This is a genomic window from Deinococcus grandis (assembly GCF_001485435.1).
Lineage (GTDB): Bacteria > Deinococcota > Deinococci > Deinococcales > Deinococcaceae > Deinococcus > Deinococcus grandis.
Genome location: NZ_BCMS01000002.1, coordinates 204094 through 227544, shown reverse-complemented (window position 1 = coordinate 227544; position 23451 = coordinate 204094). Strand labels below are relative to the sequence as shown.

At 72.1% G+C, this 23451-nt stretch carries 22 protein-coding genes; 6 read left to right on the top strand and 16 right to left on the bottom strand.

Translation table 11 applies throughout. The annotated features are described in order from the left end of the window. The first annotated feature begins 44 nt into the window (after positions 1–44). Positions 45–752 carry a fimbrial biogenesis chaperone gene (locus DEIGR_RS16490; RefSeq protein WP_058979134.1) on the top strand — a complete coding sequence of 236 codons (708 nt, stop codon included), beginning with the start codon at positions 45–47 and terminating at the stop codon, positions 750–752. Position 753: 1 nt separating this feature from the next. Then, on the top strand, positions 754–2865 hold the full coding sequence (locus tag DEIGR_RS16485; protein ID WP_153013884.1) for a fimbria/pilus outer membrane usher protein: 2112 nt from the start codon (positions 754–756) through the stop codon (positions 2863–2865). A 36-nt stretch (positions 2866–2901) separates the two neighbouring features. Here the strand turns inward: DEIGR_RS16485 and DEIGR_RS16480 are convergent, their stop codons facing one another. From DEIGR_RS16480 to DEIGR_RS16435, 10 genes are all read right to left on the bottom strand, one after another. Next, the gene (locus DEIGR_RS16480; protein ID WP_058979130.1) at positions 2902–3372 is read right to left on the bottom strand and encodes a YeeE/YedE family protein; all 471 of its coding nucleotides are present in this window, start codon (positions 3370–3372) and stop codon (positions 2902–2904) included. Beyond that, on the bottom strand, positions 3369–3944 hold the full coding sequence (locus DEIGR_RS16475; RefSeq protein ID WP_058979368.1) for a YeeE/YedE family protein: 576 nt from the start codon (positions 3942–3944) through the stop codon (positions 3369–3371). The genes DEIGR_RS16480 and DEIGR_RS16475 overlap by 4 nt, the downstream gene beginning before the upstream one ends. A 288-nt stretch (positions 3945–4232) precedes the next feature. Then, positions 4233–5027, bottom strand: a complete 795-nt coding sequence (locus DEIGR_RS16470; RefSeq protein WP_058979128.1) for a sulfite exporter TauE/SafE family protein — start codon at positions 5025–5027, stop codon at positions 4233–4235. Continuing rightward, on the bottom strand, positions 5024–5341 hold the full coding sequence (locus DEIGR_RS16465) for a rhodanese-like domain-containing protein (protein WP_058979126.1): 318 nt from the start codon (positions 5339–5341) through the stop codon (positions 5024–5026). Before DEIGR_RS16465 ends, DEIGR_RS16470 begins: the two co-directional genes overlap by 4 nt. After that, positions 5338–5682: a rhodanese-like domain-containing protein gene (locus tag DEIGR_RS16460; protein WP_236704914.1), complete on the bottom strand. Its 345-nt coding sequence runs from the start codon at positions 5680–5682 to the stop codon at positions 5338–5340. The genes DEIGR_RS16465 and DEIGR_RS16460 overlap by 4 nt, the downstream gene beginning before the upstream one ends. Before the next feature lie 2 nt (positions 5683–5684). Then, the gene (locus DEIGR_RS16455; protein ID WP_058979124.1) at positions 5685–7073 is read right to left on the bottom strand and encodes an MBL fold metallo-hydrolase; all 1389 of its coding nucleotides are present in this window, start codon (positions 7071–7073) and stop codon (positions 5685–5687) included. A gap of 445 nt (positions 7074–7518) precedes the next feature. Next, the gene (locus DEIGR_RS16450; protein WP_058979362.1) at positions 7519–7896 is read right to left on the bottom strand and encodes a response regulator transcription factor; all 378 of its coding nucleotides are present in this window, start codon (positions 7894–7896) and stop codon (positions 7519–7521) included. Beyond that, a complete protein-coding gene (locus tag DEIGR_RS16445) occupies positions 7868–9967 on the bottom strand; it encodes a sensor histidine kinase (protein ID WP_058979121.1) in 2100 nt (699 codons plus the stop codon). The genes DEIGR_RS16450 and DEIGR_RS16445 overlap by 29 nt, the downstream gene beginning before the upstream one ends. Before the next feature lie 3 nt (positions 9968–9970). Beyond that, positions 9971–10693: a hypothetical protein gene (locus tag DEIGR_RS16440; RefSeq protein ID WP_153013883.1), complete on the bottom strand. Its 723-nt coding sequence runs from the start codon at positions 10691–10693 to the stop codon at positions 9971–9973. Between the two features lie 10 nt (positions 10694–10703). Continuing rightward, positions 10704–11231 (bottom strand): molybdopterin-dependent oxidoreductase, encoded by a 528-nt coding sequence (locus tag DEIGR_RS16435; RefSeq protein ID WP_058979117.1) that lies wholly within the window; start codon positions 11229–11231, stop codon positions 10704–10706. 161 nt (positions 11232–11392) lie between these two features. On the opposite strand from DEIGR_RS16435, the gene DEIGR_RS16430 reads away from it, so the two are divergent. Beyond that, a complete protein-coding gene (locus tag DEIGR_RS16430; protein ID WP_083524259.1) occupies positions 11393–11821 on the top strand; it encodes a response regulator in 429 nt (142 codons plus the stop codon). Between the two features lie 61 nt (positions 11822–11882). Here the strand turns inward: DEIGR_RS16430 and guaD are convergent, their stop codons facing one another. The 5 genes from guaD to DEIGR_RS16405 are packed head-to-tail and all read right to left on the bottom strand — an operon-like array spanning position 11883 to position 18025. After that, positions 11883–13175 (bottom strand): guanine deaminase, encoded by a 1293-nt coding sequence (guaD, locus tag DEIGR_RS16425; RefSeq protein WP_058979115.1) that lies wholly within the window; start codon positions 13173–13175, stop codon positions 11883–11885. Next, entirely contained in the window at positions 13172–14053 is an 882-nt protein-coding gene (gene xdhC, locus DEIGR_RS16420) for a xanthine dehydrogenase accessory protein XdhC (protein ID WP_058979113.1), read from the bottom strand. The genes guaD and xdhC overlap by 4 nt, the downstream gene beginning before the upstream one ends. Continuing rightward, positions 14035–14253, bottom strand: coding sequence for a hypothetical protein (locus DEIGR_RS16415; RefSeq protein WP_058979112.1), 219 nt, complete (start codon positions 14251–14253; stop codon positions 14035–14037). The genes xdhC and DEIGR_RS16415 overlap by 19 nt, the downstream gene beginning before the upstream one ends. Further along, positions 14250–16619 (bottom strand): xanthine dehydrogenase molybdopterin binding subunit, encoded by a 2370-nt coding sequence (gene xdhB, locus DEIGR_RS16410; RefSeq protein ID WP_058979110.1) that lies wholly within the window; start codon positions 16617–16619, stop codon positions 14250–14252. Before xdhB ends, DEIGR_RS16415 begins: the two co-directional genes overlap by 4 nt. Beyond that, positions 16616–18025: a xanthine dehydrogenase small subunit gene (locus tag DEIGR_RS16405; protein WP_058979108.1), complete on the bottom strand. Its 1410-nt coding sequence runs from the start codon at positions 18023–18025 to the stop codon at positions 16616–16618. Before DEIGR_RS16405 ends, xdhB begins: the two co-directional genes overlap by 4 nt. Before the next feature lie 331 nt (positions 18026–18356). On the opposite strand from DEIGR_RS16405, the gene DEIGR_RS16400 reads away from it, so the two are divergent. Further along, a complete protein-coding gene (locus DEIGR_RS16400) occupies positions 18357–19301 on the top strand; it encodes a DUF808 domain-containing protein (protein WP_058979106.1) in 945 nt (314 codons plus the stop codon). 266 nt (positions 19302–19567) lie between these two features. After that, positions 19568–20569, top strand: coding sequence for a GGDEF domain-containing protein (locus tag DEIGR_RS16395; protein WP_160329954.1), 1002 nt, complete (start codon positions 19568–19570; stop codon positions 20567–20569). 275 nt (positions 20570–20844) lie between these two features. Here the strand turns inward: DEIGR_RS16395 and DEIGR_RS16390 are convergent, their stop codons facing one another. Then, positions 20845–21906, bottom strand: coding sequence for a mannose-1-phosphate guanylyltransferase (locus tag DEIGR_RS16390; RefSeq protein ID WP_058979102.1), 1062 nt, complete (start codon positions 21904–21906; stop codon positions 20845–20847). A gap of 90 nt (positions 21907–21996) precedes the next feature. Here DEIGR_RS16390 and DEIGR_RS16385 point away from each other — a divergent pair, with 90 nt between their 5' ends. Continuing rightward, positions 21997–23403: a phosphohexomutase domain-containing protein gene (locus DEIGR_RS16385; RefSeq protein WP_058979101.1), complete on the top strand. Its 1407-nt coding sequence runs from the start codon at positions 21997–21999 to the stop codon at positions 23401–23403. Positions 23404–23451: the final 48 nt, after the last annotated feature.

Below are 23451 nucleotides of genomic sequence, written 5' to 3'. Positions count from 1 at the left end.
GATTCATTTGGCCCGGTCCGGGCAAGGGAAGGGAGTTTTCGCTCATGAGGAAACAGGTGTTGGCGGTGCTGGTGGTCGTGGCGGCCCTGGTTGGGGTCGGGGGGGCCGCAGCGGCGGGGTTCGTGCTCAGTCCGGTGACGATGGCGGTAAATCCTGCCGAGTCGCTCTCGACGTTCACGACGGTCACGAACGCCGAGGAGAAACCGGTGGAGTTCACGGCGGAGGTCATGCTGTGGACGCAGAAGGACGGCAAGGAGGTGCTGACTCCCGCGCGGGACGCGCTGGTCAGTCCCATGCGGTTCAAGGTGGCGCCCGGGAAGTCGCAGGTGGTGCGGATCGCGTTGCGGAGCACGCCGAAAGTGCCGTCCGTGACGTACCGCCTGGTGCTGCGTCAGGAACTGCAGCCCGAGGCGGCGCCCGAGGGCCGGTCGAGCGTGACGCCGCGGTACGTGTTCAGCCTGCCGGTGTTCGTGGAGAAGCTGGAGGCGCGTCCGGCGCTGAGCGTGACGGCGCAGCGCCTGGACGGCCGGGTGCAGCTGGTGTTCCGGAATGCGGGTTCGGGGTACGCGGTGTTGCGGCAGATGCAGGTGACGGCCGGGGAGCGCCGCGCGGATCTGGGGAATCAGTACGTACTGCCGGGCTCGACGATGGTGGTGCCGCTCCCGGCGGAACTCTCGGGCGTGCCGTCCCTGGTGCTGACCGGGCAGGATGCGGATCAGAAGGTCACGCGCGTGAACGTGAATGTCCCCTGACGTGACCCGGGTGACCCGCGCGGCGTGGTGGGTGCTGCTGGGGGCGCTGCTGACCGGCGTGGCGGCGGCGCAGGAGGCCGCGTGCGCCGCGCCGGAGTCGCTGGTGGACGTGCAGGTGGGCGGCGCGAGTCGCGGCGTGACGCTGCTGCGGCAGACGCCGGACGGGCGGGTGTGGCTGGACCCGGCCGCGCTGCGCGACGGCGAGGACGGGTACGTGCAGGAGCGCGTGACCTGCCCGGAAGGGGAGCTGGCGTTGCTGCGCGCTGACCTGAGCGTGAACCTGGATCTGGAGGCGCAGGTGTTGACGGTCACGCCGAACCTGGAGCTGCTGCCGCGCCGGTCGCAGGCGGTGACGCGGCCGGAGGTGGTCGGCGTGGGGGTGGGTCTGCCGGTCGGGGCGGTCGCGTATGACCTGACCGTGTCGCGCGCGCCGGACGGGCGGGTCGCGGCGGGCGGCGTGGTCGGGCTGACCGGGTCGCGCGGGCCGCTGAGTGCGCGCCTGGACGTGAGTGCCGCGCGGGACCGGGACGTGCAGGTGGGCGGCAGCGTGCGGTACCAGCCGACGCGGGACACGTACGTGCAGGGGGTGTGGAACGCGCCTGCACTCACCGGGGGGCGCGGCGGCGCGTTCCGGGGCGTGCAGGCGGAGACGGTCGGGGGTGGGGTGCGGTACCTCCCGGCGTTGAGCGTGGACCTGCCGCTTCCGGCGGAGGTTCAGCTGTTCAGTGACGCGCAGCTGCTGGGCGCGTGGACGCTGGGCGCGGGACGGCAGCGGTTCACGGACATCCCGCTGCTGGGCGCGCGGGGATCGGTGCGGGCCGTGGTGAAGGACGCCGCCGGTTCGCGCGAGGTGACGGTCGAGTACGAGTTCCCGGCGGCGCTGCTGCCGCCCGGTGCGGTGCGGGCGGCGGCGGAGGTCGGGCAGCTGGACGGCGCGCCGTACGCGGGTGGCCGGGTCGCGTTCGGCGTGACGCCGTCCGTGACGCTGGATGCGGACGCCAGCGTGCAGAGCGGGAATTCGCGCGTGCGGGCGCTGCTGGTCACGTCCGGCGTGCGCGGCGAGTACGTGCTGAGTGGCGGCGTGCAGTACGCGCAGGCCGCGACGGACCCGTGGGTGGGCCTGGCGAACTACCGCGTGGCGCGCGGGCCGTGGTCACTGGGACTTGCCGCGCAGGTGCCGCTGAACCGCTGGGCGTCCGGCGCGGCCGAGGCCACGCTGGGCTACGCGTTCACCGGCGGATCGGCGTCGCTGGGTGCTGGCGTGGACGGCGTGCAGGGCTGGTCGGGCCGCGCGTCCGTCACGGGTCGCCTGACGCCGCAGCTGACCGCCACCCTGAGCGGCGCGGCCGGTCCGAACGTGCGTCAGGCGCGGCTGAACGTGGGCTTCACGCCCGACAGTCGCCTGAGCGTGGCCGGGGCGGTGTCCACCACCGGGGAGCGCAGCGTGAGCGGGTCGTACGTGTTCGCGCCGGGCCGCCGGGCCAGCGTGGCGTACGCGGGCGGCGCGGTGTCCGGGTCGTACACGCAGTCGGACGGCCCGGTGAACGTGACGGTCAGTGGCAGCACCGACGGTCAGCTGGGCGCGGGCGCGCAGGGCAGCGTGGTGGTCGCGGCGGGCCGGGTGTACGCCAGCGCCGCGCCGGGCACCGACACGTACGTCCTGCTGCGTACGGGCGTGCCGAACCTCGCGGTGTACGCGGGCGGGCAGTTCAGGGGCCGCACGGACGGGCGGGGTGACCTGGTGTTCTCCTCTCCGGCCGGTCAGGCGGTGGCGATCAGCGTGGACGTGGCCCGGCTGCCCCTGGAGGTCGGGGTGAAGCAGGCCGTCCTGATCGTGGGGGGCACGGCGGACCGGGCGCTGCTGGTGGACTGGACGGGGAATTTCACGCGGCAGCGCTTCGTGGATTTCCAGACGGCGTCCGGGGAGGACGCGACCGGCGCGACCCTGTTCCTGGAGGGTGGGGAGCAGGTGGACCTGAACAGCTTCGGGACGGGGTTGCTGCCCGGCGCGGCGGTGACCCTGACCGGGGAGCTGGTGTGGCCGGACGGGCGGCGCTGCGCGGTGAAGATCGCGCCGGACGCCGAGCAGGTCCGCTGCCAGTCCAGCCCGTGACCCGGCGGCGCTCCGGGTCCGTTCCCGCCGCCGACGTCAGTGAGGCAGGTGTCTGCGCAGCGCGCCGTACAGCCACGTGCCCAGCAGGGCGAAGGCCAGCACGACCAGCATCGGCCACACGCCCGCGCCGAGCAGCGTGAAGATCGGCCCGGGGCACACGCCCGCCAGGCCCCACCCGATCCCGAACGTCGCGCCGCCCAGCACGTAGCGCGCCCAGCCGCGTTCCTTCGGCGTCACCGTGATCGTCTGACCGTCCAGGCTGCGGGCGCCACTGCGCCGCAGCAGCCACGTCGTGAGCATCCCGGTCAGCACTGCCGAGCCGATCAGGCCATACATGTGGAACGACTGGAAGCGAAACATCTCCTGAATGCGGTACCAGCTGGCCGCCTCGGACCGGATCAGCACCACCCCGAAGTACACGCCGATCATCAGGTACACGAGCAGCCCGGCGGCGGCCCGGACGGCGGGCTGCTCATGCACGCCGGGAATGCGGGCGGGGGCGCTCACGCGATCACCGCCATAAACGCGGGGAGCAGCAGGTTCGCGCTGAGGATCCCCCCGGCGAAGAAGGAGACGGTGGCGATCAGGCTGGGCGCCTGCAGGGTGCTCAGGCCGGTGATGGCGTGCCCGCTGGTGCAGCCGCCGCCGTAGCGCGTGCCGAACCCGACCAGCAGGCCGGACACGCCCAGCAGCAGCCACACGCCAGGGTTCGAGAGGTCGCCCAGTTCGGCCGGGACCAGCCCGGGCCGGACCTGCACGCCCAGCGCGTTCACGGACGCGACGCCCGCTGCGCTCAGGCGGGTGGGTTCTGGACTGGCGAGCAGCAGTCCGGCCAGCGTGCCGCCCAGGATCAGTCCAGCGGCGAAGGTCAGGTTCCACCGCTCGGCGCGCCAGTCGTAGCGGAAGAAGCTGGGTTTGGCGGCGTCGGGGAGCAGGACGGCGCAGGCGTGGCGCAGGTTGGCGGAGACGCCGAAGCCCCTGTTGCCGATCCACAGCAGAAGGGGGACGGTCAGGCCAATCAGGGGTCCGGACAGCCACCAGGGCCAGGGGGAACGCAGAAGGTCGAGCAGGTCAGTCATGGTCACCTCGGATGAGACGGATTCCGATTGAATGGCTGACAAAGCCGTTCAATCCGAGCAGAGCGAGTGGGAGAAAAGCGGGTTCAGGACGTGGAGCTGGCAATCCGGTGAGGTTCCGGATTGTCAGCGAAACAAACGGAATCCGTATGAGACGTTCAGTGGAACGAACTCAGTGGAATGGAGTGGCGTGCAGTGGGACCGCCGGGAAGCGGGGCGCAGCCCAATGGATAGGCATGGATGAGGCGGCGGGGCCTGTCCGACCTCGCCGCCTCCGGAGCGTGGGGGTGGTCAGTGGGCGCGGCTCTCCACGGTCGGGGGTGGGTTGAGCACCTTGGGGACGTTTGTGGCGAGGACGTACAGGCCCATCACGACCAGGAAGGACGCGAAGCCCCGCTTGAGCGCGTCGTTGGACACGTTCTTGCCGACGCGGGCGCCCAGGAAGCTCCCGGCGATGCCGATCACGGTGAAGATCAGGATCAGGTGCCAGTGCACCGCGAGGTTCTGCTCCTGCAGGACATGCAGGTACTTGGAGAACCCGGCGAAGCTCTTGGCGGCGATGATCAGCAGGCTGGTGCCCACCGCGAGACTCATGGGCAGCCCGCCGAGCAGCACCAGCGCCGGGATGATCAGGAAGCCGCCGCCCACCCCGACCAGGCCGGTGAGGACGCCCACGCCGAGGCCCTCGGCGGCGATCTTCAGCGGCGAGCGGGCGTGCGCCGGACCGGAGCCCGCTGCGGCCGGGCGGAACATCATGATGGACGCGAGGAGCATCACGGCCGCGAAGAGCGTCAGTTGCACGACGCCGCTGAGGTACACGCTGAGCGCGGCGCCCAGGTACGTGCCGGTCACGCCGGGCACCCCGAAGTACAGAACGCTGCGCCAGTCGATCTGGCGTTTCAGGGCGTAGGGAATGGCCCCGAACAGGCTGATGCCGCCCACGATGGCGAGGCTCTCGGCAATGGCGAGCTTGCTGTCCTCACCGACGAGGTACACCAGCACCGGGACGGTCAGGATGCTGCCACCGGAGCCGAGCAGGCCGAGGCTCAAGCCGATCAGGGCCGCGCCGATCCACGCGAGGATCATGGCCGGTCGCCGGTCGCCAGGTCGCGGCCCTCGCGCATCCAGCCGAAGGTGCCGCCCATCAGGTTCTTGAGCTTCTGGTGGCCCAGTCCGGCGAGGTACGCGGCGGCCTGTGAGGACCGGTTGCCGCTGGCGCAGATCAGGACGGCACCGTCGGGCACCTCGGTCTCGCGGCCCTGGAGTTCGGACAGGGGGAGGTTGATCGCGCCGGGGACGTGCCCCTGGGCGTACTCGTCGGGTTCGCGCACGTCGATCAGGGCGGCGCCCGCGCGGCGGTGGATGTCGAGTTCGTTCGGGAAGAGGTCCGTGTAGGTCATGTCTGTTTGCCTCTGCGGGTGGGGAGCCCGGCGGCCTGCCAGGCCTGGAGGCCCCCCTGGAGATTGCGGACGTCGAAGCCGCGCGCCTGGAGCTGCCGGGCGGCCAGGGCGCTGCGGTGCCCGCTGGCGCACTGGCAGATCAGCACCTGCCCCTGCGGAAGGTCGGCGCGGCCCAGGTCACCCAGAGAAACGTGTCGACTGCCGGGAATGAAGCCCCGGGCGCGTTCGACGGGTTCGCGGACGTCGAGGATCAGGGCGCCCTGCCGGGTGAGGTCCTGCGCTTCGCGGGGAGTCAGCGCCGGGACCGGCGAGCCCAGCAGTGTCTTCAGGAAGCGGAACACGGTCAGACCGGCTGCGCGTCGCGTTCGCGGGTGTAGGCGTCGTACCCGCCGGCGAGTTCGCTCACCTGGAAGCCCCGGGCGCGCAGGAAGCTCGCCGCCGCCGCGCTCCGCGCGCCCCCCTGGCAGTGCACGACGATCTCCTGATCCCGCGGCAGCGCGTCCAGCTGCCACGCGAGGCGACCGGCATGCAGTTGCTGCGCCCCCGGAATCGCCCCCGCCTGGTGTTCGGTCTTGTTCCGCACGTCGAGGATCAGTGCCCCATCATGCTGAGCGAGTTCCGCCGCCGGGAACGGCTGGGCGGGCGTGGTCTCCAGTCCCGCCGTGGACGTCACGAATCCGGTCACCTGATCCAGGCCCACCATCCACAGGCGGCGGCGCAGTGTCTCGGCGTGCGCGGCGTCGCGGGCCAGCAGGACGTACGCGGCGTCCTCGGGGCGCAGCAGCCAGCCGGACCACGTCTCGAAGGTGTTTCCGTCGGGAATGTTCACGCTGCCGGGCACCGCGTCCGCCTGATGGGCGGTCCGGGGGCGGGTGTCGATCAGGACCGTACCGGCGGCCATCCGGGCCTTCAGGTCGGCGGCGCTGAGCGGCGCGAGCGGCGTGACGTCCCCGAGCAGGGCCGGACCGGCTCTGTTCTGCATCTTCATGCGTCCGTAGTACAGCGGCGCGTCCGGCTGGCCGCTGAGCAGCTCGGCCGTGAAGCCCGCCTCGTCCCCGGCGGCCACGTAGGGCGCCCACCACGCCAGGGCGCGTTCGTAGCCGACGGTGGTCGTCGGGACGGCGCCCAGGGCCTTCCCGCAGGCGCTGCCCGCGCCGTGGCCGGGCCAGACCTGCACGCCGTCGGGCAGGGTCAGGAACTGGTCGCGCAGGCTGGCGAACAGCTGCCGGGCACCGACAAAACGGGTGTCCACGCCTCCGGCGGCCTCGTCGAGCAGGTCGGGGCGGCCGATGTCGCCGACGAACACGAAGTCACCCGTGAAGTACATGACGGGCGTGTCGCCCCGGGGGGTATCGGTCACGAGGAACGAGACGCTCTCGGGAGTGTGACCGGGCGTGTGGCGCACTTCGACGCGGAGGTTACCGACCATGAAGGTGTCGCCGTGGTGGAGCGGCGTGGCGGCGAAGGCGTATTTCCAGTCGGCGTTCCCTTCATCGGAGAGGAGGAGTTGGGCGCCGGTGTGGGCGGCGAGTTCGCGGCTGCCGGAGAGGTAGTCGGCGTGGATGTGCGTCTCGGTGACGTGCGTGACGCGCAGGCCCTCGCGGGCGGCGCGGCCCAGGTAGGTCTGGACGTCGCGGACGGGGTCGAGGACGAGGCTCTCGCCGGTCTTCTGGCAGCCGATCAGGTAGGACGCCTGGGCGAGGTCCGTGTCGTAGAAGCGTTCGAAGAACATGGGTGGCCCTCCTTGGGGGATACAACTGCACGGATCGTATACCCCCCAAGGGTATCCAGCAAGGGTGCGGCCAGCCTTATCGGCACGGGCGATACCGCACATCACCGGACCGGATGATACGGATTCCGTTTGTTTCGCTGACAATCCGGAACTTCACCGGATTGCCAGCTCCACGTCCGGAACCCGCTTTGCTCCTTCTCGCATCCGCTCGGGTTGAAAGATTTTGCAAACCTTTCAACCGGAGTCCGGATGACCCCACCGCCTCCCCCACCGAACGCCGCGCAGAACATCCCCTCCGACGCCCCTCACCCCAGCCCGCAACGAAGGCCGGAGGGCCGCACCACCGTCACCGCCCCCGGTCCCTCCGCGAGCACCACACACGACGGACACACCGGACCGCATCCAGACGGTGGGCACCCACCCCACGCCCTGCGGGGTCCGCCGGTCAGCCCCGGCGGTCCAGCAGCGTCCCCACCCGCTCGAGCAGTTCCATCGGACTGAACGGTTTGACCAGGTACGCGTCGGCGCCCACCGCGACGCCCTCCTGCAGGTCACTCTTCTGCGCGCGGGCCGTGACGAGCATCACGGCCGTGCCGCGCAGGTCAGGGTCGGCCTTCAGCGTCTCGCACACCTGAAACCCGTTCAGACTGCCGGGCATCATGACGTCCAGGATCAGCAGGTCCGGCCGCCACTCGCGCGTGCGCGTGAGCGCCTCGTCACCACTCGCGGCCTCCTGCAACTGGTAATCGGGGCCCAGCAGCGTCAGGCGGATCAGTTTGCGCAGGTCGGCGTGGTCATCCACGATCAGTATTTTCTTGGGCATGGCTCTCCAGAGGGGCGGGATTGACCGGGAAGGTCAGCGTGACGACACTGCCCTGCCCCGGCTCGCTGCTCAGCGTGGCACGTCCGCCGTGGCAGTGCATGATCTCCTGCACGAGACTCAGGCCCAGGCCCGTCCCGGGAATGCTGCCGGAACTGTCGGCGCGGTAGAACCGCTCGAACGCCCGGTGCCGCTGCTCGGCCGTCATGCCGATCCCCTGGTCCGTGACCGAGACGTGCAGCAGCGGGTGCAGCGGGTCCATCCAGGCGTGCACGAGCACCTCGCCGCCCTGCGGGGAGTACTTGAACGCGTTGGACAGCACGTTCCCGAGCGCCTGATTGAACTTCGTGGCGTCCACCGGCAGCAGCGGCAGGTTCGGCGCGACCTGCACCCACACGCGCGAACGCTCGTGCGGCGGCGTGAAGGCCCGCACGGTGTTCTCGATCAGCGGCCGGACCGCCTCGTGCGCGATGCGGAAGTCCTGCCCGGCGCGCGCCTCGATCCGCGCGAGATCCAGCAGTTCGGTCAGCAACAGGATCAACTGCCCCGCCTGCCGGTAGATGGTCTCCAGCAGGTCCCGGGTGGTCTCGGGGTCCAGTTCACGCGTCAGGAGGAGTTCCGTGAAGCCGTAGATGGACGTCATGGGCGTGCGCAGTTCATGCGCGGCGGTGGACATGAATTCACTCTTCATGTTGCTGATCTCGGCCTCGTGCGTGATGTCCCGGAAGTACATCACGTGCCCGAGCACCACGCCGTCCCCGGCGTCCATGGGGCGGCGCGTGCGCTTCAGGACCCGCCGCGCCGGACGCACCACCTGCAGCACGTCCACGCCGGGCGGCGGGCGGCTCGCGGGACGCGCGACCTCGCACCGGGATTGCAGCGCCCGCTCGAACTGCGCTTCACTCAGCCCGAGCAGTTCCTCACGGCGGGTGCCGGTCAGGGCCAGGAACGCCGGGTTGACCTCCACCACCTGACCCTGGCCGCCGAAGGTCACGAACCCGTCCGGACTGACGTTGAACACCGAGTCCAGCTGCGTGGTCCGGTGGTGCAGCCGCGCCTCCGCCGCGCGCCGCTCGGTGATGTCGCGGACGAACCCGGCGTACTCGGGCATGTCGGTCGGCAGGCGCACCACCGACAGTTCCACCGGGAATTCCTGCCCGTCCCGGCGCACGGCAGGCAGTTCCAGCCGCTGCCCCAGGATGCGCCCGGGCCCGCCCTCCGACAGGCGCTGCAGACTCAGGCCGTGCGCGGCGCGCATCCGCTCGGGAATGATCATCGCGTCCAGGGACTCCCCGAGCGCCTCGGCGCGCGACCGGCCGAAGATCTGCTCGGCCGCCGGGTTGAACTCGGTGATCACGCCGCGCTCGTCGCAGGTGATGATCGCGTCCAGTGAGGAGCGGATCACGGCCTTGTTCAGTTCCTCGCTGCGCCGCAGCTGCCGCGCCGTCTCCTCCCGCGCGGCGTCCTGCTCCAGCCACTGCCCGATCAGCCGCAGGAAATCCTCGTCGGCGGCCGTGAACGGCTGACCGGTCGCCGCGCGGCAGAACACCAGCGTGCCGGTCCCGCCCGGGGTGCGCACCGCGACGCGCAGCGTGTCCGGCGTGCGGTCGTGCGGCTGCGCCGCGAGTTCCAGCGCCCGACCTTCCGACAGTGGACCGGCGCGCGCCACGATCACCCCGCCCCGCACGAACGCGCCCGGCGCGCGGAAGGTGCGGCTGGCGACCTCCAGCAGTTCATGCCGCGTGTCCGGCGCGCCGCGCGCGGTCACCTCGTACAGTTCCCGCAGGCGCGCCTCGGCCTCCTTCGGGGCGCTCAGGTCCGTCAGGACCGCCGTGACGCCCCCCGCGCCCCGCGCCACGCGCGTCAGCAGGGTGGGCGTGCTCGCCCCGTCCGGGCGGCGCAGCGACACCTCCGCCGTCACCCGCGCGCCGCCCTGCGCCGGCTGCTCGCCCAGCACGTCCGACTCCGCGCGGCCCACCAGCGTCCCGGCCGGCTGTCCCACCATGCGCGCCAGCGCCGGGTTCACGTACTCGAAGGTGCCGTCCGCGCCGGTCACGTACAGGCCCTCGCCCATCGCCTACATGACCTGCACCGCGAAATCCCGCTCGCGCTGCAGGGCCCCCTCGGCCGCCCGGAGGTCCTGCGCGGTGCGTTCCAGCGCCGCCCGCGCCCGCTCGGACTCGGTGCGCCGCTCGGTTTCGAGGTGCAGGTCCCGCCGCGCGCGCGCCTGCACCTGCAGGATCACGGTCGTGATGGTCAGGGCCAGCAGCGCCGCCAGGGCGGCCAGGGTCACCTCGGCCAGTCGCAGGTCGCGCGCGATCCCGCTGCGCTCGCGGCCCAGCAGGTCCACCGCGCCCGCGTAGCCCTCCTGGGCGCCGTCCATGATCGCCGACAGCTGCCGCGCCGCGCCCGGGCCGCGCAGGTCAGCCACGGTCAGCGCCTGCGCCTGCTCGACCGCGCCCAGCAGCCGCTCGCGGCGCGCCTGATCGATCCGGTCCAGCAGCGGCTCGCCACTCACGACCGTCGCCTTGGACTGCAGCACCGCCAGCGGCACCTCCAGGTCCGCCGCGTCCGTCGCGGGTGCGCCCGCCACGAGCACGCGCAGTTCCGCCGCCTGCCGCACGAACTCCGCGTAGGACCAGCCGGTGATGGACACGCTGCTCAGGCCCGCCACGCGGTTGAGGCGCACGAACGTGAACGCGAACGCGCCCAGCGTCACGACCAGCACGACGCTCAGCAGCAGCAGGCTCACCGACCAGCGCCGCTCCCGCGGGGCGCCCGGCGCCGGATTGTCCGTCACGCCCGGCCTCTCAGGCGCCGCCCGGCCGCTCCTCGATCCGGTACAGCTGCCACACCCACGCGGCGTTGTAGATGTTCGGGTCGAGTTTCACGCCGCCGTACGGGAAGGTCATGTACACCGGGCCGAAGTTCCGGGGTTCGAGCAGCTGCCCGTCGGATTTCAGCGCCAGAATGACCGGCACGTCCCGGATCGGCGCGAGCTTCAGGTCGGTCCTGTACTTGTCGAGCGCCACGAGGTGCAGCGTGGCCGCCTGCGCGATCCCGGCCTCGCGCAGCACGGCGCTCAGGAGCGGACCGGTGTACTCGTGCGCCTCGTTCTTCCGCGACGGGTCCGGCGTGCTGAAACTCACCAGGCCCAGCGCGGCCAGCCGGGCACGCGTGAACGTGAACTCCTTCCCGGCGGCGTTCACGACCGTCAGGACCACCGGGCCCGGCGCGGCCAGCTGCGGGTCGGCCTCCACCGGGGTGTACAGGCTGGACGCGGGCCGCGCGCAGGCACACAGGGTCAGCAGGGTCAGGGACAGCAGGAGACGGCGCATGGGTTCACTCCTTCGGTGCGGGGTTTCCAGCAGCGTACCCGGAACACTCGTGCAGTTTTCTTGCAGCCGGGGCGGCGGCACCCCGGAACGCACGGCGCCGCGCCCACGCTAGTTCGTATACTGGCGGGAATGAGTCACTGGTCCTTCCCCCGGGGTTGCGCGTGAGCCGCCCGTTCCGCGTGCTGCTGGTCGATGACAACCCCGCCGACCTGATGCTCGCCCAGGAGGTCTTCGCCGAGCACGGCGAGCGCCTGACCGTCAGCACCTGCGCCAGCGGCGAGGAGGCCCTGCGGGCACTGCGCGGCGGGCCGCTGCCGGACGTGGTGATCCTCGACGTGAACATGCCGGTCATGTCGGGCTTCGAGGTGCTGCAGGCCATCAAGGACGACCCGGCGCTGCTGTCCATCCCGGTCGTGATGCTCTCCACGTCCTCCCAGCCGGGTGACGTCGCCCGGGCGTACACCCTGCACGCCAGTTCGTACATGGTCAAGAGCAACAGCTTCCAGAAGTTCGTGGATCAGGTGGACGCCTTCGTGTCGTTCTGGCGGGAAAGCCGCACGCCCAGCTGGCCCGACCGGTCCGGCGCCTGACCGGTCCGTGAGGCGCGCCCCCAGGGACAACCCGGGGGCGCGCCTCACGGTGGGATCGGGATCAGGCGCGGGTGTGCGCCACGTCCCCGCCGATCCAGACCTGCGCGACGTCGCCGGGGGTGCCGGTGGCGAACGCGGCGGCCAGGGCGCGCTCGGGGCTGGCGGCGTGGCGGAACACGGCGTCCAGCGGCGTGCCCGGCACGGGCGCGAGGTGCAGGGCGTCGAACTGCTGGCCCGGCTCGAACGCGCCGACCTCGGGCAGGTCCAGCGCCTCGGCGCCCGCCTTCGTGGCGAGGTACAGCAGGTGCGCGGGGCTCAGGGGCACGCCGCCCGGCATGAGGTTCTGCATGAAGTGCGCCTGCAGGCCCTCCTTGAGGAGGCTGAAGCCGGTGCCGCCGCCCACGTCGCTGCCCAGGGCCACGTGCACGCCCGCAGCGAGGTGGCGGCGCAGCGGGAAGAACCCACTGCCGAGCGCGGAGTTGCTGCACGGGCAGTGCGCGGCCGTGCAGCGCGCGGCGGCCATCACGCCCAGTTCCCGGTCGCTGGGGTGCACGTTGTGCGCCAGGACGCTGTGGCGGCCGATCAGCCCGGCCCGCTCGTAGGTGTCGAGGTAGTCGCGCGCGCCGGGGAACAGCTCGCGGACCACCTCGATCTCGCGGGTGTTCTCGTTGATGTGACTCGTGAAGCGCACGCCGGGCTGTTCGCGCATCAGCGCGGCGCAGGCGTCCAGGATGCCCTCGGACGCCGAGAGGCTGAAGCGGGGCGTCACCGCGTACAGGGCGCGGCCCACGCCGTGCCAGCGGTCGATCAGGACCTTGCCCTCGGCGTAGGCCCGTTCGGGGGTGGTGTGCAGTTCGTTCCGCAGCAGGCGGTCGCTGACGACCAGGCCCGCCACGGCGCGCAGGCCGGTCTGCGCGGCCTCCTCGAAGAAGGCGTCCACCGCCCCGGCGAAATGCGACCCGAACACCAGCGCGGTCGTGGTGCCCGCCCCGAGCAGGCCGCGCGTGAAGTCCCGCGCGACGCCGCGCGCGTAGGCGACGTCGGCCATGCGGGCCTCCTCGGGCAGCGCGCACTGGTCCAGCCAGTCCAGCAGCGGCAGGCCCAGCCCACCGATCACCCGGACCTGCGGCAGGTGCACGTGCGTGTCGATGAAGCCCGGCAGCAGCAACCCGCCGCGCAGGTCGGTGACGGGCGCGTGCGGGTGCGCGGCGCGCAGGTCCGCGAACGCGCCACGGGCGCGGATCACGCCGCCTTCGACGAGCAGGCCACCGTCGGATTCGGCGCGCAGCGCGTCCGCGTGCGTGAAGGGGTTTTCGGGAGTGTGCAGGAAGGTGGCGCGGTACAGCGTGGTCATGGGGTCCTTTCGGGCGCCGGGGTCAGGTCCGGCGTGGGCGTGAGGTAGGGAAGCAGCTGCGCAGCGACACTCAGCGCGATCACCGCCGGGTGCTTGCGGTGAGGTCCGGCGTTCAGCTCGGGCAGGCCGATCGGGGAGGTCACCCGCGCCAGCGCCTCCGGGCTGTGGCCCAGGTCGCGCAACTGCGCCTGGAAGCGGATCCACTTGGCGCCCGACCCGATCAGGCCCAGGAAGCAGGAGCCGGGGCGGCGCAGCGCCGCGTCGAGGATCGCGGCGTCCTCGGCGTGGTCGTGCGTGAGGATCAGCACGTGCGTGCCGGGCGGCAGGTCCTCCAGCACGAGTTCCGGGATGGGCGCGTGGTGCGCGGTGACGTGCGCCTCGGCGTCCTGCAGGGGCAGCAGGCGCTCGGGGGTCAGCTGCGCGGCGCGTGAATCGATCAGGTGCAGCCCGACCGGATGCCGGGCGAGCAGCCGCGCGAGTTCCAGACCGACGTGCCCGGCGCCGAACACGGCCACCTGAGCGCGCGCGTGCAGGACGGGGTCGAGGTGCAGCGTGACCTCGCCGCCGCAGCACTGCCGCCCGTGCTCGTTCGCGGCGCGGTCGGTCAGGCGCAGCGTCAGCGTCTCGGGGGCCTGGGCCTGCGCGCGGATCAGCGCGCGGGCGCGTTCCGCAGCGGTCGCCTCCAGGTTCCCGCCGCCCACGCTGCCCCACGCACCGCTGAGGCTGACGACCATCCGTGCGCCCGCCTCGCGCGGCGTGTGCCCACGCGCCGCCGTGACGGTCACGAGCACGGCCGCCTCGCCCCGCGCGGAGAGCCGCGTGAGGGCCGCGAGCCACGCCGGGCCGCCCGCACCCGGACTCAGGGCGTGCGGGTCCATTCCAGCGGCAGCAGGTCCTGCGGGCTCAGGGGCAGTTCGGCGTCCCATTCCAGCAGCGCCAGCGCGTCGGCGTCCCACTGCTCGTCTTCCAGGAAGCGCGGGCCGTCCACGGGCAGGTCGGCGTGCAGGAACTGGAGGTCGGCGGCGCTCAGGGCGCTGGCGGGCAGGGGGGCCGTGATGAGCAGGGCAGCTTCGGTCATGTCTGGACTCCTTCGGTCGCGCGGGGCGCGTCGGGGGGTGAGGGGGTGCGGGCGGCGTGCAGCGCCCAGAACGCGGCCTCCGGCGTGGCCGGGGACGCGAGGAGGGTGGGGGTGCCGGGCGGGCCGAAGGCGGCGCACGCGGCGCGGATGGCCTCGCGGGCGGAGATCGCCAGCATCAGCGGGGGTTCCCCCACCGCCTTGCTGCCGTACACCACGCCCGTCTCGGTGGCCTGCCGCAGGAGCGCGGCGCGGAAGTCCGCGGGCAGCTCCGAGAGCGAAGGCAATTTATACGTGCTGGCCGCCTGCGTGAGCAAGCGCCCCCGTCCCGCTCCGGTGGACTCGTCCCACTTCAGTTCCTCCAGCGTCAGCCAGCCCAGGCCCTGCAGGTACCCACCCTCGACCTGACCCAGGTCGATCAGCGGGGAGAGGCTGTCCCCCACGTCGTGCAGCAGGTCCGCGCGCAGGACGCGGTACGCGCCGGTGAAGCCGTCGAGTTCCACCTCTGTGACGCTCGCGCCGTAACTGAAGTACTTGAACGGCTCGCCCTGCATCGCCTCGCGGTCCCAGTGCAGGTCCGGCGTGCGGTAGAAGCCCGCCGCCCACAGCTGCGTGCGGCGGTGGTACGCGTCGTGCACGAGTTCCCGGAACGTCAGGCCCCGTTCGGGGTGACCCAGCGGGAACACCCGGCCCGCCTCGAAGCGCACGTCGTCCGGGTGGACGGCCAGCCGCCCGGCGGCGACCTCCGACAGGCGGGCGCGGATCTGGTCGCAGGCGTCCTTCACCGCGCCGCCGTTCAGGTCCGCGCCGCTGCTCGCGGCCGTGGCACTGGTGTTCGGGACCTTGTCCGTCCGCGTCGGCGCGAGGCGAACCGAGGCGAGCGGCACGCCCAGCGCGGTCGCGGCGACCTGCAGCATCTTCGTGTGCAGGCCCTGGCCCATCTCGGTTCCGCCGTGGTTCACGAGCACCGAGCCGTCCTTGTACACGTGCACCAGGGCGCCCGCCTGGTTGTACGCCGTGAAGTTGAAGGAGATCCCGAACTTCACCGGCGTGACCGCCAGTCCCCGCTTGACGTGCTCGTGCGCGGCGTTGAAGGCCGCCACCTGATCGCGGCGGGCGTGGAAGTCGCTGCTGGCGAGCAGTTCGGTCCAGATCGTCTCCAGGCGCTCGGCGTGCCGGACGGGCTGCCCGTACGGCGTGCACTCGCCCGGGCGGTAGAAGTTCCGCTGCCGCAGTTCGTGCGGGTCCAGACCCAGCAGCGGCGCCACGCGGCCCAGCAGGTCCTCGACGACCAGCATGCCCTGCGGTCCGCCGAAGCCCCGGAAGGCCGTCTGGGAGGTCTTGTTCGTCCGCGCGATCCGCCCGCGGGCCTCGACGTGCGGGATGAAGTACGCGTTGTCCACGTGGCACAGCGCGCGGGCCATGACCGGCTCGGACAGGTCCAGGCTCCAGCCGCCGTCGCTGGTCAGCTGCACCTGCAGCGCCGTGAAGCGTCCGTCCGCGTCGAAGCCCGCCGTCCAGGCCGCGTGGAAGGGGTGGCGTTTGCCGGTCATGGTGAGGTCCAGCGTGCGGTTGAGCCGCAGCCGGACGGGTCGCCCGGTGAGGACCGCGCCCAGCGCCGCGATCGCCGCGAAGCCGTGCGGCTGCATCTCCTTCCCGCCGAAGCCGCCGCCCATGCGCAGGCACTGCACCGTCACCTCGTTCGCATCCAGGCCCAGCACGTGCGCCGTGATGTCCTGCGTCTCGCTGGGGTGCTGCGTGCTGCACTGGATGAACACCTGGCCCGACTCATCGACGTGCGCCAGTGAGGCGTGTGTCTCGAGGTAGAAGTGCTCCTGCCCGCCCAGCTCGAACTCGCCCTCGAAGACGTGCGCGGCCTGAGCGAACCCCACCGTCACGTCTCCGCGCCGCAGGGTGGACTGCGCCCCCTGGAAGGAGGACGCGTCCATCGCCTCGCGCAGTGAGATCAGCGACGGCAGCGGCTCGTACGTGACCTGCACGGCAGCCGCGCCCTGCCGGGCGGCGTCCTCACTGTCGGCCAGGACCCAGCACACGGCGTGCCCGACGAACATCACCTCCTCCGGGAAGAGGGGCTCGTCGCCCTTGACGCCCGCGTCGTTCACGCCGGGCACGTCCGCGCGCGTCAGGACCCGCGCCACGCCCTGCACGTGCAACGCAGGCGAGACGTCCAGGCTCAGCACCCGCGCGTGCGCGTGCGGCGACCCGACCGGCCAGGCGTGCAGCAACCCCGCCATCCGGACGCCCAGGTCGTCGGTGTACAGCGCCTGCCCGGTCACGTGCAGCGCGGCGCTCTCGTGCGCCAGCGCCCGCCCCACGGCCGCGCCCGGGGGAACCTCGTGGCCGCTCACGCCGTCACCTCCGCCCGGGTCTCCCAGTGGAACTTCAGCAGGCTCTGCTCCAGCATCGCCGCGCGGTACCCGGCACTGGCGCGGTGGTCACTCAGGGGCGTGCCGGTGCCGCCCAGGATGCGGGCGGCGCGCCGGGCGGTGTCGGCCGTCCACGGCTGCCCCTCCAGCGCCGCCTCGGCGTCATACGCGCGCAGGGGCGTGGCGGCCACCCCGCCCAGCCCGATGCGGGCCTGCGTGACCACGCCGCCCTCCACCCGCAGGGCGTAGCCGACCGCCACGCTGGAGATGTCGTCGAAGCGCCGCCTGGCGATCTTGTGGAACGCCGTCACGGGAGCCAGCGGCGTGGGAATCCGCACCGCCTGGATCAGCTCGCCTGGCGCGCGCACCGTCTGCCGGTACCCGGTGAAGTAGTCGCGCAGCGGCACGACCCGCACGCCGCCCGGCCCGACGAGTTCCAGCTCCGCGTTCAGTGCCAGCAGCACCGGCGGGCTGTCCCCGATGGGCGAGGCGGTCCCCAGGTTCCCGCCCAGCGTGGCGGAATTGCGGATCAGCCGCGACGCGAACTGCGGGAACCACGCCTGCAGGAGCGGCACCCGGTCCCCCAGGCGGCGTTCCAGGTCGCTGAGGGTCAGGGCCGCACCCAGGCGGATTACGTCCCCGCCAGTCTCGAAGGCGCGGAGTTCCGGCAGCGCGTCCACCGCAACTGTCACGGACGCGCGGGCACGGCGCAGGTTCACGTCCACGCCCCAGTCCGTCCCGCCCGCGAGCACGCGCGCGTCCGGGTGCGCGGCGAGCAGGGCCAGCGCCTCGGCCAGCGTCGCGGGGCGGTGGAAGGTGCCGTCTGCCGCCTCCAGCCGCGTGGGGCGCGCACTGGGGGCGGGCTGTGACTGCCGCGCCGCCAGCGGGTCACCCTCCACGGGCGTGCCCAGCGCGCGGGCGGCGTCCACGATGGGCTGGTACCCGGTGCAGCGGCACAGGTTCCCGCTCAGCGAATGCACGTCGAAGCCGTTCGCCTCGCCGTGCTCTCCCGGCGTGCGCTCGGGCCGCAGGTACTCCGCCGCGAGGCTCACCACGAAGCCCGGCGTGCAGTACCCGCACTGCGAGCCGCCCCGCACCGCCAGTTCCTCCTGCGCGGGGTGCAGGTCCTGCGGGGTGCCCAGGCCCTCGCTCGTCACGACCTCCGCGCCGTCCAGCGCGGGCAGCAGCGCCAGGCAGGCGTTCACGCTCTCCCAGCGCGTGCCCTCACCATCCGCGCGGGCGACGAGCACCGCGCACGCGCCGCACTCACCCTCCGCGCAACCCTCCTTGCAGCCGGTCAGCCCCTCGGCGCGCAGCGCGCCCAGCAGCGTCGTGTGCGCCGCGCTGGGCAGCTGCCGCGCCGTTCCGTTGATCGTCAGTTCCACCATCACCGCTTTCCCTCCCGTTGAACTCACCAGACACTGCGCCGCACCTCCGGATGGAGGACACCGCGCATGGTTGACGCCTGACGTGCGAACTGGGGGGCGGGCTGACGGTTATCCATGCAGAACGACAGCCTGATTGTCCGATGCCCCAGGATACACCCCGGACCACACAGGCCGCGCAGGTGTCTGGGCAGGCAAAGGACAGTGCAGTGGAGTCGCGGGGACCCGCCCGGGCGGCATCCCCACGAAGCCTTGATCCTGCGGTGTCCGGGCGCGCGCCCCTGCTACGCTGGGCGGGAATGCTGCACCTCACCCCCACTGCCGGAGCCCGCCCATGAGTGGCGGCCTTGTCGCGCTGCTCGACGACGTGGCCGCGATCGCCCGCCTCGCCGCCGCGTCCATTGACGACATCGGCGCCGCCGCCGCGAAGGCCAGTGTGAAGGCCGTCGGGGTGGTCGTGGACGACACCGCCGTCACGCCCCGTTACGTCACGGGCTTTACCCCGGACCGCGAACTGCCGATCATCTGGCGCATCGCGCGCGGCTCGCTGCGCAACAAGGTCGTGTTCATCCTGCCGGTCGCGCTGCTGCTCAGCGAGTTCCTGCCGCAGGCCATGCCGCCCATCCTGATGCTCGGCGGCGCGTACCTGTGCTTCGAGGGCGCCGAGAAACTCATCGAGGCCGTCCGCGGCGGGCACGAGGAGGCGGCCGCCACCGAGGCCCGGCTGAGCAGCGCCGACCACGAGAAACAGATGATCAGCGGCGCGATCCGCACCGACTTCATCCTCTCGGCGGAAATCATGGCCATCTCGCTGGGCGAGGTCGCCAGCGAACCGCTCTTCGAACGCGCCCTGATCCTGATCGTCGTGGCGCTGGTCATCACCGCGCTCGTGTACGGCGTGGTCGCGCTGATCGTGAAGATGGACGACATCGGCCTGCGCCTCGCCCAGGCCCGCACCGGCACCGGACGCGCCATCGGCCGCGGCCTCGTCAAGGGCATGCCCATCATCCTGGGCGCCCTGGGCGTCATCGGCACCGCCGCCATGCTGTGGGTGGGCGGCCACATCATCATCGCGGGCCTCGCCGACTTCGGCTGGCACGCCCTGGAGGACCTGCTGCACGACCTGTCCCACGGCGCTGCCGAGGCCATCCCGGCCGCCGCCGGTCTGGTCACGTGGCTGGTCGATACGCTCGTCAGCGCCGTCGTGGGCCTGATCGTGGGGCTGATCGTCGCGGGAATCGTGCACCTGATCCCGCGCCGGGGCGCCGCCGCCCACTGACGTCAGGGAGCAGCGTCCCGACCTGACCCCGGCCGAGCTGACCCCGGCCGGGCTGACCCTGGCCGTCCTGAACCGGCCGGGCTGAGCTCCCCCGTCCCACCCGGCGGCGTCGCCCGGACGCGTCCTCCTGACCGGGCCGGTCGTGCCGTGCACGACAGGTTCCCGTCAGAGGACGCAGCCCAGCATGAGCGCACGAGCCTGCCATGACCAGACCGCCACCCGCACCTTCCGCCCGACCCACCGGCCCACCGGCCGAGGTGACACGGGTGAAACTGCGCGGTTACCTGCTGGCCCTGCTGTTCGCCGCGCCCGGACTGACCCTGCTGCTGCTGCACCTGATCCGGTCCGGCGCGACTAGACTGGCCGTCACGCACGGCGCGGTCATGCTGAGCGGCGCGGTACTGACCGCGCTCGTCTGGCAGGACGCCCGGCGACTCCCGCGCGCCGAGCGGATCTTCGCGGGGCTGCTGCTGCTCAGCGGCGTGCACTTCCTGATCGGGTACGCCCTGAACCCCGGCGCGCCGCTGGACGCGGACCTGCTCGGCAGCGTGCTGCTGTTCATCGTGACGGGCCTGCTGCTGGTCCTCCCGCCCGCCTGGTCGCTGGGTCTGGCGGTCCTGCTGCTCGGCGCGTACCTGCTGGAGGTGAACCTGCTCAGCGGCGAGGCGCCCGGCACGCGGCAGCTGACGCAGTGGGTGAACCTGGGCATGTTCGCGCTGCTGGCCGTCGGGGTGGTCATGCGCCAGACGCTGGGACAGGTGGTCGAGCGCGCGCATCTGCTCGCGTACCTCGCCACGCACGACCCGCTGACCGGGCTGCTCAACCGCCGCGGGTTCGAGGATCAGGCGCACGCCGGGCAAAACCTGCTGGTGCTCGACGCGGACGACTTCAAGCTCGTGAACGACACGCACGGGCACGCGATGGGCGACGACGTGCTGCGTCAGCTGGCCCGCACCGTGCAGGAACACCTGCCGCCCGGCAGTCTGCTGGCCCGCTGGGGCGGCGAGGAATTCGTGCTCGTCAGCCCCGGCGACCTGCGGGGCGCGGCGGCGCTGGGGGAAACGCTGCGCGCCGCCGTGGCCACCACCCCACTGGCCGGTCAGCACGTCACGCTGAGCCTGGGGGGCACGCACTGGGCCGCCGGGGAACCGTTCCGGGACGCCTTCGCCCGCGCCGACCGGGCGCTGTACCGCGCCAAACGCAGCGGCAAGAACCGCGTGCACCTGCACGCCGCGGAGGACTCCACGCCCGTCCCCGCAGGTCACTGAACCGGACGGCCGTCTTCCTCCTTCACGAACCGCCCGGCACCCGCTCTGAACGGCGGTGACAGGCCAGCGAAGCGGGGGCCACCGGAGCTCTCCCCCGTGGCCCCCTGAGCCTGATCGTGCGCGCCTCATACGGGATTAAATTGACTTGCTTGCACCGTGATCGCGTTCCGTTTTTCCCTCTCCCCGTGTGGGAGAGGGAGGGAGGAGCGAAGCGACGGAAGGGTGAGGGGGCCACCGGGCGACTCCGAATGATGTGGAATCACTTGAGTCCCGTATCAGGCGAAGCGGGCCAGTTCCGGGTTGTCCTTGAGCTGCGCGACGACCTTCTTGATGTCCTGCGTGCGGTCCTTGCGGACGACCAGGGTCACGTCCCCGGCGCGCACGACGACCACGTCCTCCAGGCCGATGGTGGCGATCAGGTCCTCGCCGCCCGTGGTGTACATGATCGCGCCGCCGGTATCCAGGCTGACGTGGCGGCCCACGGCGACGTTCCCACCGTCGCCCTTGAGCAGGCGTTCCAGGGCGTTCCAGTCGCCCAGGTCGTCCCAGCCGAAACTGGCGGGAATCACGGCGACGTTCCGGGCGCGTTCCAGGATGGCGTAGTCCACGCTGATCTTCGGGAGGGTCGGGTACACGTGCCGCAGCCCGCCGCGCTGCCTGGACGCCTCGAGCATCGGGCCGTACAGTTCGGGGACCAGCGTCTCGAAGGCGTTCAGGATCACCTCGGCGCGCCAGATGAACATCCCGGAGTTCCACAGGTACCGCCCGGTGTTCAGGAAGTCCCGCGCGAGGTCCGCGTCGGGTTTCTCGGTGAAGCGCTGCACGCGGTACACGCCGCTGCCTCCGTCCTCGTCGCCCTGTTCGATGTAGCCGTAGCCGGTGGCGGGGTACGAGGGGGTCATGCCCAGCGTGACGAGCGCGTCGTGGGTGCGGGCGTACTCGACGGCGCGGGCCAGGACGGCGTGGAAGGCGTCCGGGTCGTCCACGCGGTGGTCGGCGGGGAAGACGCCCATGACGGCGTCCGGGTCGTCGCGGTGGACGGTCAGCGCGCCGTACAGGATCGCGGCGGCCGTGTCGCGCGGGGTGGGTTCCACGAGCAGGTTCTCCAGTGGCAGGTCCGGCAGGTGTTCCAGGACGTGACCGCGGTGCTCGTTGGCGGTGACGATCATCAGGCGTTCCAGGCCGCCCTGCCCGGCGGTGAGGCGCTCGGCGGTGGTCTGCAGGAGGCTGCGGCCGCTGCTTTCCAGCGTGAGGAACTGCTTGGGTTTGCTCTTGCGGGACAGGGGCCAGAACCGTTCACCGCTGCCGCCGGCCAGGATCACGGGGTAGAAGGTCATGGGTCACTTATGTCGCGCGGCGCCTGACAGGGTCGTCACGCGGGTGGAAATGAATTCAGTTGCGCGCGCCCGGGAGGGTACGCTGCGCGCATGAAGCTCTCTTTCGGCACGGACGGCTGGCGCGGCGTGATCGCCGACGAGTTCACGTTCGCGAACGTGCGGCGGGTGGCGCAGGCGCACGCAGCGGCACTCCTGGCGGGTGGCGGGCGCAGCGCGGTGGTGGCGCACGACACGCGCTTCCTGGGTGGGGCGTTCGCGGGCGCGGCGGCGCGGACCCTGGCGGACTCGGGTCTGGACGTGACGCTGCTGGGCGGGCCGACGCCCACCCCGGCGCTGTCGCACGCGACGCGGGACGGTGGGCACGCCGGGGGCGTGATGATCACCGCGAGTCATAACCCCGGTCAGTACCAGGGGTACAAGCTCAAGGGACCGTACGGGGGGAGCGCCACGCCCGCGCTCGTGCAGGAGGTGGAGTCGCGCATCGACACGCCACTGACCGCGGGCGCTGTGGGCTCGCTGACGGACGGCAGCGCGCGGGAGGCGTACCTGTCGGCGCTGGCCGGGCTGGTGGACACGGGGGCGATCCGCGCGTCGGGCCTGCCGGTGTACCACGACGCGATGCACGGCGCGGCCGGCGGCTGGATCGAGCAGTTCACGCGGGAGCACCTGGGCGTGCCGTTCCACGGGCTGCGGCAGGCGCCGGACCCGCTGTTCGGCGGGGTGAACCCCGAGCCGATCGGGGCGAATCTGGAGGCGACCGCGCAGGTCATGCGGGGTGTGTCGGGTCCGGCGTTCGCGATGGTCACGGACGGCGACGCGGACCGTATCGGGGCGGTGCTGGCCGGCGGGGCGTTCTTCAACAGTCATCAGATCTTCGCGGTGCTGCTGCATCACCTCGCGCGGCGGGGGCTGCGGGGGCGGGTGGTGCGGACGGTGTCCACGAGCGGCATCATCGAGCGCCTGGCGCAGCATCACGGGCTGGAGGTCGTGCAGACCCCGGTGGGCTTCAAGTACATCACCGATCACTTCCTGGAGGGCGAGGCGGACCCGGCGCGGCAGGTGCTGATCGGCGGGGAGGAGTCCGGCGGGATCGGCGTGCAGGGCCACGTGCCCGAGCGGGACGGGCTGCTGAACGGGCTGCTGCTGCAGGAGACGGTCGCGGCGACGGGGCTGGGGCTGGACGAGCAGTTCCGGCAGATCGAGGCGCTGCTGGACTTCCGGCATCACTACGACCGCATTGACCTGCACCTGCCGGGGCCGGTGAACCGCGCGGCGCTGATGGACGACGTGGCGAACACCGCGCACCTGGGCGCGCACGCGGTGCGGGACGTGATCACCCTCGACGGCGTGAAGCTGGCCTTCGACGGGGGGTACGGGATGGTGCGCGCGTCGGGAACGGAACCCGTGGTGCGGCTGTACGTGGAAGCGCCGAGTCCCGACGAGGTGCAGGGCATCCTGGGGCAACTGCGGACCCTGACGATGAGGCACCTGAGCTGAACCCGGCAAAGAGGCGGCCCGGTGCGATCTGCCGGGCCGCCTCATCTC